The organism is Klebsiella sp. PL-2018, from assembly GCF_019048985.1.
GTDB lineage: Bacteria > Pseudomonadota > Gammaproteobacteria > Enterobacterales > Enterobacteriaceae > Klebsiella > Klebsiella michiganensis.
In genome coordinates this window covers 4,635,236-4,653,322 of record NZ_CP077673.1, presented here as the reverse complement: position 1 = coordinate 4,653,322, position 18,087 = coordinate 4,635,236, and the positions used below count along the sequence as shown (strand labels likewise).

At 53.3% G+C, this 18,087-nt stretch carries 14 protein-coding genes; 11 read left to right on the top strand and 3 right to left on the bottom strand.

Features of this window, described 5'->3' with window-relative positions; all coding sequences use genetic code 11:
- Positions 1 to 143 precede the first annotated feature (143 nt).
- Together pyrG and eno are read left to right on the top strand one after the other, a co-directional pair.
- Positions 144 to 1,781, top strand: coding sequence for a glutamine hydrolyzing CTP synthase (gene pyrG, locus MKleb_RS21820; protein WP_217076186.1), 1,638 nt, complete (start codon positions 144 to 146; stop codon positions 1,779 to 1,781).
- Positions 1,782 to 1,861: 80 nt separating this feature from the next.
- Positions 1,862 to 3,160: a phosphopyruvate hydratase gene (gene eno / locus MKleb_RS21815; RefSeq protein WP_004124327.1), complete on the top strand. Its 1,299-nt coding sequence runs from the start codon at positions 1,862 to 1,864 to the stop codon at positions 3,158 to 3,160.
- A gap of 66 nt (positions 3,161 to 3,226) precedes the next feature.
- On the opposite strand, the gene MKleb_RS21810 is transcribed toward eno, so the two are convergent.
- Positions 3,227 to 4,336, bottom strand: a complete 1,110-nt coding sequence (locus MKleb_RS21810; RefSeq protein ID WP_025106430.1) for an SDR family oxidoreductase — start codon at positions 4,334 to 4,336, stop codon at positions 3,227 to 3,229.
- 460 nt (positions 4,337 to 4,796) lie between these two features.
- Here MKleb_RS21810 and queE point away from each other — a divergent pair, with 460 nt between their 5' ends.
- Entirely contained in the window at positions 4,797 to 5,468 is a 672-nt protein-coding gene (gene queE / locus MKleb_RS21805) for a 7-carboxy-7-deazaguanine synthase QueE (RefSeq protein ID WP_025106431.1), read from the top strand.
- Positions 5,469 to 5,524: 56 nt separating this feature from the next.
- Here queE and queD read toward each other — a convergent pair whose 3' ends face one another.
- Positions 5,525 to 5,887: a 6-carboxytetrahydropterin synthase QueD gene (gene queD / locus MKleb_RS21800; protein WP_004853637.1), complete on the bottom strand. Its 363-nt coding sequence runs from the start codon at positions 5,885 to 5,887 to the stop codon at positions 5,525 to 5,527.
- 430 nt (positions 5,888 to 6,317) lie between these two features.
- On the opposite strand from queD, the gene cysJ reads away from it, so the two are divergent.
- From cysJ to MKleb_RS21765, 6 genes are all read left to right on the top strand, one after another.
- Positions 6,318 to 8,117 (top strand): NADPH-dependent assimilatory sulfite reductase flavoprotein subunit, encoded by a 1,800-nt coding sequence (gene cysJ / locus MKleb_RS21795; RefSeq protein WP_025106432.1) that lies wholly within the window; start codon positions 6,318 to 6,320, stop codon positions 8,115 to 8,117.
- Positions 8,117 to 9,829, top strand: a complete 1,713-nt coding sequence (gene cysI / locus MKleb_RS21790) for an assimilatory sulfite reductase (NADPH) hemoprotein subunit (RefSeq protein ID WP_004853633.1) — start codon at positions 8,117 to 8,119, stop codon at positions 9,827 to 9,829. Before cysJ ends, cysI begins: the two co-directional genes overlap by 1 nt.
- A gap of 98 nt (positions 9,830 to 9,927) precedes the next feature.
- Positions 9,928 to 10,662, top strand: coding sequence for a phosphoadenosine phosphosulfate reductase (gene cysH, locus MKleb_RS21785; protein WP_014226592.1), 735 nt, complete (start codon positions 9,928 to 9,930; stop codon positions 10,660 to 10,662).
- Positions 10,663 to 11,279: 617 nt separating this feature from the next.
- Positions 11,280 to 12,122 (top strand): hypothetical protein, encoded by an 843-nt coding sequence (locus MKleb_RS29995; protein WP_224226582.1) that lies wholly within the window; start codon positions 11,280 to 11,282, stop codon positions 12,120 to 12,122.
- Between the two features lie 18 nt (positions 12,123 to 12,140).
- Complete coding sequence (locus MKleb_RS21770) at positions 12,141 to 13,289, top strand: cysteine desulfurase family protein (protein ID WP_025106434.1); 1,149 nt, start codon at positions 12,141 to 12,143, stop codon at positions 13,287 to 13,289.
- A complete protein-coding gene (locus MKleb_RS21765; RefSeq protein ID WP_025106435.1) occupies positions 13,286 to 14,203 on the top strand; it encodes a DMT family transporter in 918 nt (305 codons plus the stop codon). The genes MKleb_RS21770 and MKleb_RS21765 overlap by 4 nt, the downstream gene beginning before the upstream one ends.
- A gap of 252 nt (positions 14,204 to 14,455) precedes the next feature.
- Here MKleb_RS21765 and MKleb_RS21760 read toward each other — a convergent pair whose 3' ends face one another.
- On the bottom strand, positions 14,456 to 15,511 hold the full coding sequence (locus MKleb_RS21760) for an aminopeptidase (protein WP_025106436.1): 1,056 nt from the start codon (positions 15,509 to 15,511) through the stop codon (positions 14,456 to 14,458).
- 246 nt (positions 15,512 to 15,757) lie between these two features.
- Here MKleb_RS21760 and cysG point away from each other — a divergent pair, with 246 nt between their 5' ends.
- Both cysG and cysD read left to right on the top strand, forming a co-directional pair.
- Positions 15,758 to 17,164 (top strand): siroheme synthase CysG, encoded by a 1,407-nt coding sequence (gene cysG, locus MKleb_RS21755; RefSeq protein ID WP_163586344.1) that lies wholly within the window; start codon positions 15,758 to 15,760, stop codon positions 17,162 to 17,164.
- A 9-nt stretch (positions 17,165 to 17,173) separates the two neighbouring features.
- A complete protein-coding gene (cysD, locus tag MKleb_RS21750) occupies positions 17,174 to 18,082 on the top strand; it encodes a sulfate adenylyltransferase subunit CysD (RefSeq protein ID WP_004104981.1) in 909 nt (302 codons plus the stop codon).
- The last annotated feature ends 5 nt before the right edge of the window (positions 18,083 to 18,087 follow it).

Sequence of the window (18,087 nt, the reverse complement as noted above, 5' to 3'; positions counted from 1 at the left end):
GCTATTTTCTCACTCCCTGCGTTTGTGTGGGCCTGATGAAAAGGAGGGATAATGAAAGTTTGTGGCGTCAGTCATGATCGGGTATACTGCTTTCCCGTCCTGGTTATTCCATCGTCTTTTAAACCTAACTTCTCAGGTTCAGCATGACAACGAACTATATTTTTGTGACCGGCGGGGTCGTATCCTCTCTGGGTAAAGGCATTGCCGCAGCTTCCCTCGCAACCATTCTCGAAGCCCGCGGGCTTAACGTGACCATGATGAAACTGGATCCGTACATCAACGTCGATCCGGGCACCATGAGCCCAATCCAACACGGGGAAGTGTTCGTTACTGAAGACGGCGCTGAAACCGATCTGGACCTGGGTCACTACGAGCGTTTCATTCGCACCAAGATGACCCGTCGCAACAACTTCACCACGGGTCGTATTTACTCTGACGTCCTGCGCAAAGAGCGTCGCGGCGACTATCTGGGTGCCACCGTTCAGGTTATTCCGCATATCACCAACGCGATCAAAGAGCGCGTGCTGGCCGGCGGTGAAGGCCATGATGTGGTGCTGGTTGAAATCGGCGGCACCGTTGGCGATATCGAATCGCTGCCGTTCCTTGAAGCGATTCGCCAGCTGGCGGTGGATATCGGTCGTGAAAACGCGCTGTTTATGCACCTGACCCTGGTGCCGTACATGGCCGCCGCGGGTGAAGTCAAAACCAAGCCGACCCAGCACTCCGTTAAAGAACTGCTCTCCATCGGTATTCAGCCTGACATTCTGGTCTGCCGCTCCGATCGCGCTATTCCGGCGAACGAACGTGCCAAAATTGCATTGTTCTGCAATGTGCCGGAAAAAGCCGTTATTTCGATGAAAGATGTCGATTCCATTTATAAAATCCCGGGCCTGTTGAAATCTCAGGGGCTGGACGATTATATTTGTAAACGATTCAGCTTAAACTGTCCGGAAGCGAACCTGGCCGAATGGGAACAGGTTATCTACGAAGAAGCGAACCCGGCAGGTGAAGTCACCATTGGTATGGTCGGCAAGTACATTGAACTGCCGGACGCCTACAAATCGGTGATTGAAGCGCTGAAACACGGCGGTCTGAAAAATCGCGTCACCGTCAACATCAAGCTGATTGATTCGCAGGATGTGGAAACGCGCGGCGTCGAAATTCTGAAGAATTTAGACGCAATCCTGATTCCTGGTGGCTTCGGCTATCGCGGGGTTGAAGGTAAGATTGCCACCGCGCGCTACGCGCGTGAAAACAACATTCCATACCTGGGCATTTGCCTGGGGATGCAGGTTGCGCTGATTGAGTTCGCGCGCAACGTAGCGGGGATGGAAAACGCCAACTCAACGGAATTTGTGCCAGACTGTAAGTACCCGGTCGTGGCCCTGATTACCGAATGGCGTGATGAAGACGGTAATGTCGAAGTCCGCTCTGATAAGAGCGATCTCGGCGGCACGATGCGCCTCGGCGCGCAGCAGTGCCAGCTGGCTGAAGATAGCCTGGTGCGCCAGCTGTACGGCGAGCCAACCATTACCGAACGCCATCGTCACCGCTACGAAGTCAACAATATGTTGCTGAAGCCGATTGAAAATGCGGGCCTGCGTATTGCGGGCCGTTCCGGGGATGATCAGTTGGTCGAGATCATCGAGGTGCCTAACCATCCGTGGTTCGTCGCCTGTCAGTTCCATCCGGAGTTTACTTCGACGCCGCGTGATGGCCATCCGCTGTTTGCTGGCTTTGTGAAAGCCGCTGGCGAGTACCAGAAGCGTCAGGCGAAGTAAAAGAGTTAGAACGGCAATGCACCCATCCGGGTGCATTGTTTGTCTGGAGTTTTAGTTTAACTTGTACTGAGGAAAACCTAATGTCCAAAATCGTTAAAGTCATCGGTCGTGAAATCATCGACTCCCGTGGTAACCCGACTGTTGAAGCCGAAGTACACCTGGAAGGTGGTTTCGTCGGTATGGCAGCTGCTCCGTCAGGTGCTTCTACTGGCTCCCGCGAAGCGCTGGAACTGCGCGATGGCGACAAATCCCGTTTCATGGGTAAAGGCGTACTGAAAGCTGTTGGCGCGGTTAACGGCCCGATCGCTCAGGCAATCCTTGGCAAAGATGCCAAAGATCAGGCTGGCATCGACAAAATCATGATCGACCTGGACGGTACTGAAAACAAATCTAACTTCGGTGCGAACGCCATCCTGGCCGTCTCTCTGGCTAACGCCAAAGCTGCCGCTGCTTCTAAAGGTCAGCCGCTGTACGAGCACATCGCTGAGCTGAACGGCACCCCGGGCAAATACTCCATGCCGGTTCCGATGATGAACATCATCAACGGCGGCGAGCACGCTGACAACAACGTCGACATCCAGGAATTTATGATTCAGCCGGTTGGCGCTAAATCCCTGAAAGAAGCCGTACGTATGGGTTCTGAAGTGTTCCACAACCTGGCTAAAGTTCTGAAAGCTAAAGGTATGAACACCGCTGTTGGTGACGAAGGCGGCTACGCGCCGAACCTGGGCTCCAACGCTGAAGCGCTGGCTGTTATCGCTGAAGCGGTTAAAGCTGCTGGCTACGAGCTGGGCAAAGACATCACTCTGGCGATGGACTGCGCGGCTTCTGAATTCTACAAAGACGGTAAATACGTTCTGGCCGGCGAAGGCAACAAAGCGTTCACCTCTGAAGAATTCACCCACTTCCTGGAAGAGCTGACCAAACAGTACCCGATCGTCTCCATCGAAGATGGCCTGGACGAATCTGACTGGGACGGTTTCGCATACCAGACTAAAGTACTGGGCGACAAAATCCAGCTGGTTGGTGACGATCTGTTCGTAACCAACACCAAGATCCTGAAAGAAGGCATCGAGAAAGGCATCGTTAACTCCATCCTGATCAAATTCAACCAGATCGGTTCTCTGACCGAAACTCTGGCTGCGATCAAAATGGCGAAAGACGCTGGCTACACTGCCGTTATCTCTCACCGTTCTGGCGAAACTGAAGACGCGACCATCGCTGACCTGGCTGTGGGTACCGCTGCAGGCCAGATCAAAACTGGTTCTATGAGCCGTTCTGACCGCGTTGCTAAATACAACCAGCTGATTCGTATCGAAGAAGCGCTGGGCGAAAAAGCACCGTACAACGGTCGTAAAGAGATCAAAGGTCAGGCATAAGCCTGTCTTAATCTGATATGAAAAAGCCAGCCTTCGGGCTGGCTTTTTTTATACCTGCAAAAGCGGCTACTTAAAATCTACCGCCATTTGCTGCGGGATAGAAAGTCCGCGCGTGGTCTGTACGCAGCGGTCAATGTAATCGGTAAAGCGCGGCGGTTTTGGCATACCCATGCTGAGCAGCTTGTCGTTGCTGAATCGTACGTTAAGCGTGGCGAAGGCGCCGTACAGGCGCATGGCTTTTAGCATCAGCCGTTCGTTGCAGGGGCCAAAAATAGCCTTCAGCTCACGGCGCATTTTGACCAGCGTTTCATAGCTGACCTGCGCGTATTTATCGCCGACCGGCGCCTGCTCGAGGGCGGAGGCCATCGCGTTATCGATATCCGCAAACCTTACGCTGTTTTCCTCTCCCGCGGAAATATGCACCACCTCTCCGCGCGCCAGCGGGCTGGTAAGCAGCATCAGCAGCGCATCGGCGCAGTAATCGACGGGGATTACATCGATGCGGTCTTCCATCGAACACATAAATTTTTGCAGCATCAGCCCCATGCTGAACACCCAGAAGATGCTGCTGGAGGGCTGACAGCCGTGATGAGTGTGGCCAACAACAATAGAGGGACGGGCGATCGCCAGCGGTAGCGTTGGGCACTCCTGCCGCATGAGACGCTCAATTGTTGATTTAGAGTGGGTGTACTCGACCAGATGCTCGGCGCGTTCACGAAACGCCGTGCTTTCCGCTACCAGCGAATCGGGGTCTGGCGAGCAGGACATCGCGGTGCCCACGTGCAGAAAGCGCTCAAGGCCGCCGACCTGAGCCATCCGCCGGGCAAACTGCAGCGTGCCTTCGACGTTGACCTTCCAGATAAGCGGATTATTACCAAATGAGGCGACGGCGGCGCAGTTGAGCACGTGGGTAACCTGATTCAGGCGCGGGTCGTCGAGAAAGGGCTGCGGATTGGCCAGATCCCCCAGCAGAATGTTGCCGGGCGTCAGGGCCGTTAATCTCTCTTCGCTAATATTGAATTTTCGCAGGTTTTCCTTTACCCGTTCTACGGCAGCTACACTATTATCTGCACGAACTAACAGTAATAGATTAGGCGCATTCTTTTTATTCAGAATGCTTTCTAACACTGCTCCACCGAGAAAACCGGTCGCGCCAGTAATTAATAATGTATTCATGAATGCAGTCTCATTATGGTTGGTTGACTGGATTCTAGGCGCGGAAAATTAAACGGATATTAAATGGAAAATGAACATAAGATGCGGTTTATTAAGGTTATTTTAAGGTAATTTAGCATCGTGGATCGAATTTGACCCTAAGCTATGACAATAAATTCATTATTTCGTGTATCCATTTGTACATCGTTGAAATTTATTATTTTTAAGTTTGTTATTTTATTTTTGGCTTTCAAAATTATACATGTTTTGTTACACCAAAAATTTTAGCCGTGCCGCTTAATAGTCGCCTGATGATTATCAGACTAATTAAATCAGCCGGTGCGGGATAATGGAATCGGCCAGCTGCCGGACGTTTATCATTAAGGTTTAGGTTCTACCCACCACGCGGCGCAGCGCGGGACAAGATCTGCGCGGGCAAATCTGCGATAATGCGCGCTCACAACCCTAAGCAGAGATGATTATGCAGTACCCGATTAACGAGATGTTCCAGACCTTGCAAGGCGAAGGTTACTTCACCGGCGTTCCCGCCATTTTTATTCGTTTACAGGGATGCCCGATTGGTTGCGCCTGGTGCGATACCAAACATACCTGGGATAAGCTTGCCGATCGGGAAGTGTCGCTGTTCAGCATTCTGGCAAAAACCAAAGAGAGCGATAAATGGGGCCCGGCGAGCAGCGAAGATCTGCTGGCTATCATCGGGCGTCAGGGCTGGACGGCCCGCCACGTGGTCATTACCGGCGGCGAGCCCTGCATTCATGATTTAACGCCGTTAACCTCTTTACTGGAGCAAAACGGATTTAGCTGCCAGATTGAAACCAGCGGCACCCATGAAGTGCGCTGCACGCCGCATACCTGGGTGACGGTGTCGCCAAAGGTGAACATGCGCGGCGGCTATGACGTACTCTCTCAGGCGCTACAGCGGGCTGATGAAATTAAACATCCGGTTGGACGCGTGCGCGATATCGAAGCGCTGGATGAGCTGCTGGCAACGCTGGCCGATGAAAAGCCGCGTATTATCGCGCTTCAGCCGATTAGCCAGAAAGATGACGCGACGCGCCTGTGCATCGAAACCTGTATCGCCCGCAACTGGCGCTTATCGATGCAGACGCACAAGTACCTCAATATCGCGTGATATAAAAAACCCTGATAGCGCAGGGCTATCAGGGTCTTATTCAGCTAAAGGCACTATCACTCGCCGCGATAGACGCAGCCCGCGGTGCAGGTTTCTTTGATCATCACCGCGCTCAGCAGCGGTACCCGCGGTTTCATCTGCTCCCAGATCCATTTTGCCAGCACTTCGCTGGTCGGATTGGACAGCCCGGGAATATCGTTCAGATAGTAATGGTCGAGGCGATCGTAGATGGGTTTAAACGCGGCCTTCAGCTCGGCAAAATCCATGATCCACCCGGTATGGGGATCGACTTCACCGGTAATCTCCAGGCGCACCATAAAAGAGTGGCCGTGCAGGCGACCGCACTTATGACCTTCCGGCACGTGCGGCAGGTGGTGAGCGGCTTCAAAGGTGAAATCTTTAAACAGCGTGGTGGACATCTTTTCTTCTCAATATGGCAAAAAACCGCCGTAGGGTACCGGAAAGCACATTTTTTCGCATTAACTAAAACGGCCCTGAGCGGAAAATAGCCACATTCATCCAGCCTGTTCAAATTAATTGCCTATATTTCATGGGTTTATATAATCGATTTTGTTGTTAATAACTATAACTAAAACAGGTTAGTCCATTTGGTTATTTGTTATTTCCATCCTTTATTTAGTTGTTACTATTTGCACCGTTAACCTACTCACTCGTCATACTTCGAGCCGCATGTGCGTTGGCAATAACTCGGCCCAGCCTTGGGCTTTGCCCTGATGGGCGCTGTGTCGCTGCCTGCAACTCGAATTATTTAGAGTAAATACATTATCTTCTGTTTATCACGCTGACAGGGCGTGAATCACAGCTTTGCTTACTGGAACATAACAACGCATGACGACACAGGCCCCACCTTCCAATTTGCTACCGCTGAGTCCGGAGCAAATGGCGCGCCTTCAGGCGGCCACGACTGACTTCACGCCCACCCAGCTGGCCTGGGTTTCCGGCTATTTTTGGGGGGTGCTGAACCAGCAGCCCGGCGCGGCGGTTGTTGCGCCAGCCCAGGCGGCTGAAGTACCCTCCATTACCCTGATTTCGGCATCGCAAACCGGCAACGCCCGCCGCGTCGCTGAAGCGCTGCGCGACGATCTGCAGGCCGCGCAGCTGAACGTGAAGCTGGTCAACGCAGGCGACTATAAATTCAAACAAATTGCCTCCGAAAAGCTGCTGGTCGTGGTGACGTCAACGCAGGGTGAAGGTGAGCCGCCGGAAGAAGCCGTCGCGCTGCATAAATTCCTGTTTTCGAAGAAAGCGCCGAAGCTGACCGATACCGCATTTGCCGTGTTTGGCCTCGGCGATACCTCCTATGAATTCTTCTGCCAGTCCGGCAAAGATTTTGATAATAAGCTGGCCGAACTGGGCGGCGAACGCCTGCTCGACCGGGTTGATGCTGATGTAGAGTATCAGGCCGCCGCCGCCGAATGGCGCGCTCGGGTGGTTGAGGCGCTGAAAGCGCGCGCTCCTGCCGCCGTCCCGTCTCAGCTGATTGCCAGCGGATCGGTGAACGAGATCCACACCAGCCCCTATACCAAAGAAGCGCCGCTGACCGCGACGCTGGCGGTGAATCAAAAAATTACCGGTCGCGATTCTGAAAAAGATGTGCGCCATATTGAAATCGACCTCGGCGACTCCGGCCTGCGCTATCAACCGGGCGATGCGCTGGGCGTCTGGTACCAGAACGATCCGGCTCTGGTGAAAGAGCTGGTAGAGCTGCTGTGGCTGACGGGCGAGGAGCCGGTCACGGTTGACGGCAAAACGCTGCCGCTCGCCGAAGCGCTGGAGTGGCACTTCGAGCTGACGGTCAACACCGGTAACATCGTGGAAAATTATGCCACCTTAACCCGCAGCGAATCCCTGCTGCCGCTGGTGGGCGATAAGGCACAGCTCCAGCATTACGCCGCGACCACGCCGATTGTCGATATGGTGCGTTTCTCCCCGGCGCAGCTGGATGCCCAGGCGCTGGTCGACCTGCTGCGCCCGCTGACCCCGCGACTGTACTCGATCGCTTCTTCGCAGGCGGAAGTGGAAAGCGAAGTCCACGTCACCGTTGGCGTGGTGCGTTATGACATCGAAGGCCGCGCCCGGGCCGGTGGCGCTTCCAGCTTCCTGGCTGACCGCGTCGAAGAAGATGGCGAAGTGCGCATCTTCATCGAGCATAACGATAACTTCCGTCTGCCCGCTAACCCGCAGACGCCGGTGATCATGATTGGCCCCGGCACCGGCATCGCGCCGTTCCGCGCTTTTATGCAGCAGCGCGCGGCGGAAGGCGCGGAAGGGAAGAACTGGCTGTTCTTCGGCAACCCGCACTTTACCGAAGATTTCCTTTATCAGGTGGAGTGGCAAAGCTACGTCAAAGAAGGCGTGCTGAGCCGCATCGACCTGGCCTGGTCCCGCGATCAACAACAAAAAGTCTACGTTCAGGACAAGCTGCGCGAGCAGGGGGCCGAACTGTGGCGCTGGATTAACGACGGCGCCCATATTTATGTCTGCGGCGATGCCAATCGTATGGCAAAAGACGTTGAGCAGACGTTGCTGGAAGTGATTGCCGAATACGGCGCGATGGACGCCGAAGCGGCGGACGAATTTTTAAGTGAGCTGCGCGTTGAGCGCCGTTATCAGCGAGATGTCTACTAATGAGCGAAAAACATCCAGGCCCGCTGGTGGTCGAAGGTAAACTGACTGACGCCGAGCGCATGAAGCTCGAAAGCAACTACCTGCGCGGCACCATTGCGGAAGATTTGAACGACGGCCTGACCGGCGGTTTTAAAGGCGATAACTTTCTGCTGATCCGTTTTCACGGTATGTACCAGCAGGATGACCGCGATATCCGCGCCGAGCGCGCGGCGCAGAAGCTGGAGCCGCGTCACGCGATGCTGCTGCGCTGCCGCCTGCCGGGCGGGGTGATCACCACCAAACAGTGGCAGGCGATCGATAAATTCGCCGCCGATAACACCATCTACGGCAGTATCCGTCTGACCAACCGTCAGACCTTCCAGTTCCACGGCATTCTGAAGAAGAACGTCAAGCCGGTGCACCAGATGCTGCATTCGGTCGGGCTGGACGCGTTGGCCACCGCCAACGATATGAACCGTAACGTGCTGTGTACCTCTAACCCGTACGAGTCCCAACTGCATACTGAAGCCTACGAATGGGCGAAGAAGATCTCCGAGCACCTGCTGCCGCGCACGCGCGCCTACGCCGAGATCTGGCTGGATCAGAAGAAAGTCGCCACCACCGATGAAGAGCCGATCCTCGGTCAGACCTATCTGCCGCGTAAGTTCAAAACGACCGTAGTGATCCCGCCGCAGAACGATATCGATCTGCACGCGAACGATATGAACTTCGTGGCCATCGCTGAAAACGGCAAGCTGGTCGGCTTCAACCTGCTGGTCGGCGGCGGTTTATCGATTGAGCACGGCAATAAGAAAACCTACGCCCGTACGGCGAGCGAGTTTGGCTATCTGCCGCTGGAGCACACTCTGGCGGTGGCGGAAGCGGTGGTCACGACCCAGCGCGACTGGGGTAACCGTACCGATCGTAAAAATGCGAAAACCAAATACACCCTCGAACGCGTTGGCGTTGAGACCTTTAAGGCGGAAGTGGAACGTCGGGCGGGCATCAAGTTTGAGCCGATCCGTCCGTACGAATTCACCGGCCGCGGCGATCGTATCGGCTGGGTGAAGGGTATCGACAATAACTGGCATCTGACGCTGTTTATTGAAAATGGTCGTATCCTTGATTATCCGGGTCGTCCGCTGAAAACCGGCCTGCTGAAGATTGCGAAGATCCACAAAGGCGAATTCCGCATTACGGCGAACCAGAACCTGATTATTGCCAGCGTACCGGAAGATCAGAAGGCGAAGATCGAGAAGCTGGCCCGCGATCACGGCCTGATGAACGCCGTCACGCCGCAGCGCGAAAACTCTATGGCCTGCGTGTCGTTCCCGACCTGCCCGCTGGCGATGGCGGAAGCCGAGCGTTTCCTCCCGTCGTTTATCGATAAAGTCGAGGCGGTGATGAGCAAACATGGCGTTGGCGACGAGCATATCGTTACCCGCGTTACCGGCTGCCCGAACGGCTGCGGCCGCGCGATGCTGGCGGAAGTGGGGCTGGTCGGTAAAGCGCCGGGCCGCTATAACCTGCACCTTGGCGGCAACCGCAGCGGGACGCGTATTCCGCGTATGTATCGGGAAAATATTACCGAGTCGGAAATTCTCGATTCGATCGACGAACTGGTAGGGCGCTGGGCGAAAGAGCGTGAAGCGGGTGAAGGCTTCGGCGACTTTACGGTGCGTGCGGGCATCATTCGCCCGGTGCTCGACCCAGCCCGTGATTTCTGGGAATAATATCCAGGTGCCCGGTGGCGAGCAGCGATCCGGGCCTGTGGGTTTTGTAGGCCGGGCAAATGCAGTACCGCCCGGCGAAACAGGCAAGCGAGGTTCTTATGTCCGTACTCGATCTAAACGCGCTGAACGCATTACCGAAGGTCGATCGTGTTTTGCAGCTGGCGGAAACCAATAGCCAGCTGGAAAAGCTGAGCGCGGAAGCGCGCGTCGCGTGGGCGCTGGAAAACCTGCCGGGCGAATATGTGCTCTCTTCGAGCTTTGGTATTCAGGCGGCGGTGAGCCTGCATCTGGTCAATCAGGTGCGCCCGGATATTCCGGTCATTCTGACCGATACCGGCTATCTGTTCCCGGAAACCTACCAGTTTATCGACGAGTTAACGGACAAACTCAATCTGAACCTGAAGATCTATCGGGCGAAGGAGAGCGCCGCCTGGCAGGAGGCGCGCTACGGTAAGCTGTGGGAGCAGGGCGTTGAGGGTATTGAAAAGTACAATGATATTAACAAGGTCGAGCCGATGAACCGGGCGCTGGAAGAGCTGAATGCGCAAACCTGGTTTGCGGGCCTGCGCCGCGAGCAGTCCGGCAGCCGCGCCCACCTGCCGGTGCTGGCGATCCAGCGCGGCGTGTTTAAGGTGCTGCCGATCATCGACTGGGATAATCGTACCGTCTATCAGTATCTGCAAAAGCACGGCCTGAAGTATCACCCGCTGTGGGATCAGGGCTATTTGTCGGTGGGGGATACCCACACCACCCGGAAATGGGAGCCGGGGATGGCGGAGGAAGAAACGCGCTTCTTTGGTCTGAAAAGAGAGTGCGGGCTGCACGAAGGCTAATGTAGCCCTGTGGGATTTCCACAACTTCCGGCTAAAACAGCAGAACCCTTTTTTGACCTGGTAAGCCATATTGGCGACGATTTTACAGTAAAAAGGGTATCTGCTATCTAATTCTTCCGGCTTCAGCACACTGTTGTCATGGTGAAGCCTGGCGCTATGGTTATCTACCAGAATATAACCGCTGACTTGTCGCCGGGCCTCGTCCTTGTCTGCGTGGAAGGCTGAAAGATGGGCTGCCGGGATTTGCCTCGATTTTCAGCCTCCCGGCGTCATGGATTTTTCTGCAACTACAAATCTGCTTTGACAAAATCTCCATCGATCATGAACTATTATTCCTGGTCTTTTAAACTATACCCATTAAGAATATAAGTGATTTATGTTTCATTACGATATTATCTCATAATTATCCGTTGTGATTGAGGTTCTCATTTGTACCTGGCTTGACACAGGCCACAAATTGTATTTATATTTTTGAGACAGGGCGAATGCAGAAAGAATATATTTCGGATTTTCTCTCATCATTCGAATACCACAATATTTTCTGAACGCCTCGATTTCCCCGTTTTTACTGGCTATTGCTGGGGAGTTTTTTCTTAAATAAAGCGCAAGGTAGCGTCATGTCATTAGAAAAGGAAATAGTACCTAAAGGTGATTATCATTCTTCCCTGGAAGTTATAATCGAAAATAGTTACGCCACAAGTACCGGTAAGCTCGTTGTCTACCTCGAAGGCGGTCATTTCAATCGGCAATTTGGCGCAGACGAGTTTGCGCTTAACACGCTATCTGATGCCGTTGCTTTCGGAAAAAAACTTATCAGTAAATATCAAAAAAATATCAAACTCGTTTACGGTATTCTGGTAGACGATCTCGGGATTGCCTGTTCTGAAGATAGCTGTACTCTCCCTCAACTCGAAAAGATATCAGAACCGCAAACGGCTGGAGAACTTCCTGAGGAAATTGAATTTTTTATCCAAAAAAATACTCTCATCAAACGCGATAAATTAATGGTTTTTTCCGAGCGAACCAGTAAAAATCGGTCCATCGAAAGTATAAAAAAGAAACTCAAGGACAATACGGAAGGATTATTGATTACTGAAAATGGATCTCATACTGAAATTAAGTTATCAGTCCCTGATGTCATTCCTTTTGTCTTAGCAAGAAAAAATGGTGACGTTTTTACTGCTAAATGTCCAGCTATCATTTTCCAACACTATAAAGATATACTTTTCAAACTTAAACAGCGATTTACAGAAGCCCGTGACTTTGTGATCATCGACTGGTCTGATTTTTCAGATCACAATAAGGTGGTACAAGGCCGCACCGCATTAACTGTTATGCAAAAACCGCAAAATCATAATCTCACCATCGCTAACATATTTTTTGGCGATGATGAAGGCCACATCGCTAAAATGGAATACAGTGCCGTATCGTCTATAAAAGCAGACCCTATGGTTGTCTAACAGGAAGTGGATATAAACATGATTTATCTGGATAATAACGCAACAACCAACATGGCTCCTGAAGTCCGCGCTACTGTTATACACTGCTTTGACGAATACTTCGCCAATGCATCTTCTGTCAGTCATTATGAAGGGATCAGAGCGCAAAATTATTTAGAAGAGTGCAGGGCCATTGTGGCACAAATGATTGGGGCTAATGCGGAATTTATCACTTTCAATTCTGGTGCTTCTGAAGCAAATAACACGGTTATTCGAGCGGTGTCTGATTACTTCTTACACACCGGCAAGGTTCATATCATTACCAGTTCGATCGAGCACGAATGCCTGCTAAAAGTTTGTGAGTATGTCAGGCGACACGGTGTCGACATTACTTTTCTGCCTGTCGATCGTCTGGGACGCGTCTCCATTGAGGCTCTAAAAGAGGCTATCCGTCCAGAAACTCGACTAATTTCTGTCATGGCAGCGAATAATGAAACTGGTGTTCTACAGCCTCTGGATCAAATTGGAATTATAGCGCGCCAGCACGGTATATTATTCCATAGCGATGCCGCCCAGCTCGTGGGGAAACTCCCCTTCTCGGTGACACAGTCCAGCCCTGATTTTGTCAGTTTTTCAGCTCATAAATTCTATGGCCCCAAAGGCGTCGGCGCACTCTACAGCTCACGGCCTGACATCCTCCGGCACTCGCCACTCATTCATGGAGGAGGTCAGGAGTCAGGCATCCGTAGCGGCACAGTTAATCTTCCGGCTATTGCTGGAATGGCAAAGGCTGCTGAGCTGTTTATCTCCTCATATCCGCAGCGCATTGCGTTTCAAAAAGAGATGAAGAGTTATTTTATCGATCTCCTCGAATCAATAATGCCGGACGTTGTGATAAATGGCTGTAGGACGCAAAGCCTGCCTAATACCGTGAACTTCTCTTTGCCTGGCATTAAGTCCAGTATGCTTCTGAAAAAACTCAAAATGAAAGTTGCGCTCAGTAGTGCCTCAGCCTGTCATTCAACGGAACAAAAACCCAGCCATGTTTTAAGCGCTATGGGGCTGGATGATGCCTTGCTTCAAGGGGCAATTCGCATGAGCTTTAGCCATATGACGGAGCGTGAAGAACTTAAAACAGCAGTGGAGTTGCTTGCCGGTACAGCACAGCGCCTGGGGGGGATTAAATGAAGCCCAGAGTGCCAAAACGCTGGGTTGCCGAGCTATTGCTGGCCGTTGTCGCGGCGGGTTGGGGGATTGGTTTTCCGGTTATGAAAATGGTGGTCAATACCTATCCGGTAATGATGGTGTTAGGGCTACGCTTTCTGCTTTCGGCCTTCTTTTTGCTGCCGTTCAGCTTGAGAGGATTGGGAACATTATCGCGACAAACATTTCTGTCTGGTCTACTACTGGGTCTGCTATTGGGAACTTCATTTGTGTTCCTTATTTATGGTCTTCAGTTAACAACGGCCTCAAATACCGGTTTTCTTGCGGGGCTCAGTGTCATTTGGGTGTTATTGCTCACGGGACCATTGATGGGGAAACACCCCTCTTTTGACGCGATATTAGCGACATTGTTTGGTCTTGCGGGTTTATATCTGATGGCCGATATCCAGGGATGGCAGCTCCATCTGGGAGATGGGTTGGTCGTTATTGGATCGTTGTTCACCGCCATACATATTATTGCGCTCGATCGTTTCTGCGCGCGTCATAATAATATGACACTAACGTTTTTACAGATCTCTACGATGGCCGTAATCTTTCTGGGACTACAGCACATCAGCGGAGGTGAGATTCTCCCTCGTAACTGGAGTAGCAAGCTTGTCATCGCGTTAGGGATAACGGCAGTCTTTTCTACTGTCATTGCTTTTTGGGTTCAGGCGCATTTCCAGCGGTATTCAACGCCAACGCGAGCCGTTCTGATTTACAATCTGGAGCCGGTGTTTTCCGCACTATTCGCACTCTGGTTATTGCATGAAACGTTTTCCGCCAATGTTATTTTCGGGGGAGGATTGATTCTGATAGGGATGTGCCTTCCGGGTATTCTGAAGATATTTTCGAAGCGCTCTAACGTAAATCCAACGGATCGGTTACGCGGATTGTAGCGGTGTGTTCAGACGGTGCTTGCGCCGTCCAGGCAACAGGACGGTGCCCAGCCAACGGTACAGGAAAACCCCTTTTCCCCGCAGGTTGGCCAGCAAGCTGAATGACTTCTGGCAGTGGAGACGGTGAGAGACATACCGCCTGCTGATTGAGCGAGGATTGTTAAAAAAGCACTCCCGGAGAAGTGCTAGCGGTATTAAAAAATGAAAACGCATCATGGCGACAGTCCTTGTTGCCGAATTTTTATCGTTAGTCTATTTTGAGGCGGGTCTCTTCTCCGCCTTCGCCAGCTCTTTCACCAGCGGCAGCATCACTTTCATCACATCGCGTCCGCGATGCTCAATACGCCCCGGCAGCGCTTTATCAATATACTGTAGGTTATCCAGCTGTACGTCATGCCAGCTCGTGCCCTGCGGGAAGCTGCGTGATTTGCTCCGCTGCTGATAACCGTCTTTCTTACCTAATGACCAGTTGGTCGCTTCCACCGACAGTACCGGGATCCCGGCGCTATCAAAAACGCTGGCGTCGTTGCAGCAGCCGGTGCCTTTCGGGAAGTCCCGGTTCATCCCAGGATTGGTGAAGGCCGCGATGCCGTGGCTACGGGCGATAGCCAGCGCCCGGTCGCGGGTGAGCTTGCGCACCGATGCTGGCGTGCTGCGGCCGCTATTAAAGTACAGCTTATCGCCCACGACCAGGTTATCGAGATTAATCACCAGCAGGGTGTTTTTCTTTTCCGCGTCGCTCATGCGCTTAAGCAGATTCTGCGCACCCAGCCGGCCTTCTTCTTCACCGCTGGTGGCGACGAAGCGAATACCGTAACGGGTAGGAACGTTCTTTAACTGTTCAGCAAGTTCCAGCATGACGCCGAGACCCATCGCGTTGTCGTCTATCCCCTGCAGGGTCAGGCCGCCGAGGTTGTTTTCAACATCTTTATCACTCTGCGGCGCGTAGGTATCCAGGTGCGCCATGATAATAATCTGCTGGCGAGATTGGCCTTCATGAGCGGCGATCACCGTACTGCCGGTGGCGTTATGCCAGTTTTTACGCTGATTACTATCGGTATAGACGTAACGGGTATTGAAGCTGCGCACATCGCTCTGGTAGCCCATCTGGGCGAACTGCTGGCGGAGATAATCGGCCGACAGCATCTCGGCCGGCGTGCCGGTCATTCTTCCGGGATAAAAGGTGGCGATATGACGAGCCTGGGCATTGGCGGTTTCGCCCGGGGCGCTGAATGCCGGGGCGGCGGAGAAGACAAAACCTGCGCCCAACGCCAGGGGGAGCAGGCGACGGCACAATGCGGAAAACATAGGGGGTCCTTTAGCACTTAAAACAATTTCACCCGCGTAGTATGAAACTGTGACCGGGGTTAAACAATTTCAATCGCTCTTAAATGGTGGAAAAACCGCGTGTTAAGCACTTTTTGATATTTGCTTTCCCAGGTCGTTATTCTTTTGAGTAACAACTCATTCCATTTCGTAATTTCATTTGCTCTAAACCGCACCCTATAGTCGCTCTATTGCTGATTGTAAGAGAGTTGTTGCGCAGTGGAATACTTGCCGATATTTGCCGAAGTGAAAGACAGACCCGTGCTGGTGATCGGCGGCGGCGAGATAGCCGCGCGTAAGATTACGTTTTTGCTGCGTGCTGAAGCGAAGGTGCAAATTGTCGCCGAAACGTTGATACCGGAACTTGCCGAAAAGGTCGAGCGCGAGGAAATTCAGTGGCGGGCAACCGTATTCGAAGAGCAGCAGCTTGACGACGTATTCCTGGTGATTGCCGCCACGGAAGATGACGAGCTGAACCAACGCGTTTATGTCGCGGCTAACGCGCGCTATCGGCTGGTCAACGTCGTGGATAATCAGGCGCTGTGCTCGTTTGTCTTTCCATCCATTGTCGATCGCTCTCCGCTGCTGGTGGCTATCTCTTCCAGCGGAAAAGCGCCGGTGCTGTCGCGGATTTTGCGCGAAAAAATCGAAGCGCTGCTGCCCACCAACCTGGGTCGGCTGGCTGAAACGGCGAGCTACTGGCGTCACCATATTAAAACCCATCTGAAAACCACCGCCGAACGCCGCCGCTTTTGGGAGCGCGTGTTTACCGGTCGCTTTGCCAGCCTGATGCTGGCGGGCAATAAAGATGAAGCGGAAAAAGCGCTGGAAGATGAACTTCTTCAGCCGGAAAAACGCCCTGGTGAAATTATTCTCGTCGGGGCAGGGCCAGGCGATGCCGGATTGCTGACCCTGCGCGGCCTGCAGGCCCTTCAGCAGGCGGATGTGGTGTTTTACGACAACCTGGTCACCCCGGAAGTACGTGAACTGGTGCGCCGGGACGCGGAGACAATCTGCGTCGGCAAAAGCGCCGCCGGCGTATCTGTACCGCAGCAGGAGATCAACCGCCTGCTGCTGGAAGCGGCGAAAACGGGCAAAACGGTGATTCGCCTGAAGGGCGGCGACCCGTTTATTTTTGGCCGCGGCGGTGAAGAGCTGCAGGCCGCAGCCGAAGAGGGCATTCCGTTTCAGGTCGTCCCGGGCGTCACGGCGGCGGCGGGTGCAACGGCCTATGCCGGTATTCCGCTGACGCATCGTGATTATGCCCAGAGCGTAACCTTCATTACCGGGCACTTTGGCGCTGAAAATTCGCCGCTCGACTGGGCGCGGCTGGCGCAAAGCGGCCAGACCCTGGCCATTTATATGGGCAGCCTGAAAGCGGCGGAAATCAGCGCTCAGCTGATCGCCAACGGCCGCGGAGGCGATACCCCGGTGGCGGTAATCTCGCGCGGCACCCGCGCCGATCAGCAAACGAAGACCGGCACATTACAACAGCTTGAAAACCTGGCGAAAGACGCCCCGATGCCCGCGCTGCTGGTGGTGGGTGAAGTGGTGCAATTACATCAACAGCTCGCCTGGTTTCAACACACCTCATCCTCAGACGCCTTTAAGGCTTCTGTAGTAAATCTGGCTTAAGGAACGGTTATGGACCAAAAACGACTTACTCACCTGCGGCAACTGGAGGCGGAAAGCATCCATATCATTCGTGAGGTGGCCGCCGAATTCTCTAACCCGGTGATGATGTACTCCATCGGCAAAGACTCCAGCGTGATGCTGCATCTGGCGCGTAAAGCGTTTTATCCAGGCACCCTGCCGTTCCCGCTGCTGCACGTCGATACCGGCTGGAAATTCCGCGAAATGTACGAGTTCCGTGATCGTACCGCTAAAGCCTACGGCTGTGAGCTGCTGGTGCACAAAAACCCGGAAGGGGTGGCGATGGGGATTAACCCGTTCGTTCACGGCAGCGCCAAGCATACCGATATCATGAAAACCGAAGGCCTCAAGCAGGCGCTGAACAAATACGGCTTCGATGCCGCGTTCGGCGGCGCCCGTCGCGATGAAGAGAAATCCCGCGCTAAAGAGCGTATTTACTCCTTCCGCGACCGCTTCCACCGCTGGGATCCGAAAAACCAGCGCCCGGAGCTGTGGCACAACTATAACGGCCAGATTAACAAGGGCGAAAGTATCCGCGTGTTCCCGCTCTCCAACTGGACCGAGCTGGACATCTGGCAGTACATCTATCTGGAAAATATTGAAATTGTTCCGCTGTACCTGGCGGCGGAGCGTCCGGTGCTGGAGCGCGACGGGATGCTGATGATGATCGATGACGATCGCATCAATTTACAGCCCGGCGAGATGATCAAAAAACAGATGGTACGCTTCCGCACCCTCGGCTGCTGGCCGCTGACCGGCGCGGTGGAGTCCAATGCGCAAACGCTGCCGGAGATCATCGAAGAGATGCTGGTCTCGACCACCAGCGAACGACAGGGGCGCGTGATTGACCGCGACCAGGCAGGCTCCATGGAGCTGAAGAAACGTCAGGGTTATTTCTAAGGAGC

Bases quoted from the DNA above. Each gene is read 5' to 3' on its own strand.
- MKleb_RS21765 (WP_025106435.1), top strand. From the start codon at position 13,286: ATGAAGCCCAGAGTGCCAAAACGCTGGGTTGCCGAGCTATTGCTGGCC.
- eno (WP_004124327.1), top strand. From the start codon at position 1,862: ATGTCCAAAATCGTTAAAGTCATCGGTCGTGAAATCATCGACTCCCGT.
- MKleb_RS21810 (WP_025106430.1), bottom strand. From the start codon at position 4,336: ATGAATACATTATTAATTACTGGCGCGACCGGTTTTCTCGGTGGAGCA.
- MKleb_RS29995 (WP_224226582.1), top strand. From the start codon at position 11,280: ATGTCATTAGAAAAGGAAATAGTACCTAAAGGTGATTATCATTCTTCC.
- MKleb_RS21770 (WP_025106434.1), top strand. From the start codon at position 12,141: ATGATTTATCTGGATAATAACGCAACAACCAACATGGCTCCTGAAGTC.
- cysI (WP_004853633.1), top strand. From the start codon at position 8,117: ATGAGCGAAAAACATCCAGGCCCGCTGGTGGTCGAAGGTAAACTGACT.
- cysH (WP_014226592.1), top strand. From the start codon at position 9,928: ATGTCCGTACTCGATCTAAACGCGCTGAACGCATTACCGAAGGTCGAT.
- cysJ (WP_025106432.1), top strand. From the start codon at position 6,318: ATGACGACACAGGCCCCACCTTCCAATTTGCTACCGCTGAGTCCGGAG.
- queE (WP_025106431.1), top strand. From the start codon at position 4,797: ATGCAGTACCCGATTAACGAGATGTTCCAGACCTTGCAAGGCGAAGGT.
- cysD (WP_004104981.1), top strand. From the start codon at position 17,174: ATGGACCAAAAACGACTTACTCACCTGCGGCAACTGGAGGCGGAAAGC.
- pyrG (WP_217076186.1), top strand. From the start codon at position 144: ATGACAACGAACTATATTTTTGTGACCGGCGGGGTCGTATCCTCTCTG.
- MKleb_RS21760 (WP_025106436.1), bottom strand. From the start codon at position 15,511: ATGTTTTCCGCATTGTGCCGTCGCCTGCTCCCCCTGGCGTTGGGCGCA.
- queD (WP_004853637.1), bottom strand. From the start codon at position 5,887: ATGTCCACCACGCTGTTTAAAGATTTCACCTTTGAAGCCGCTCACCAC.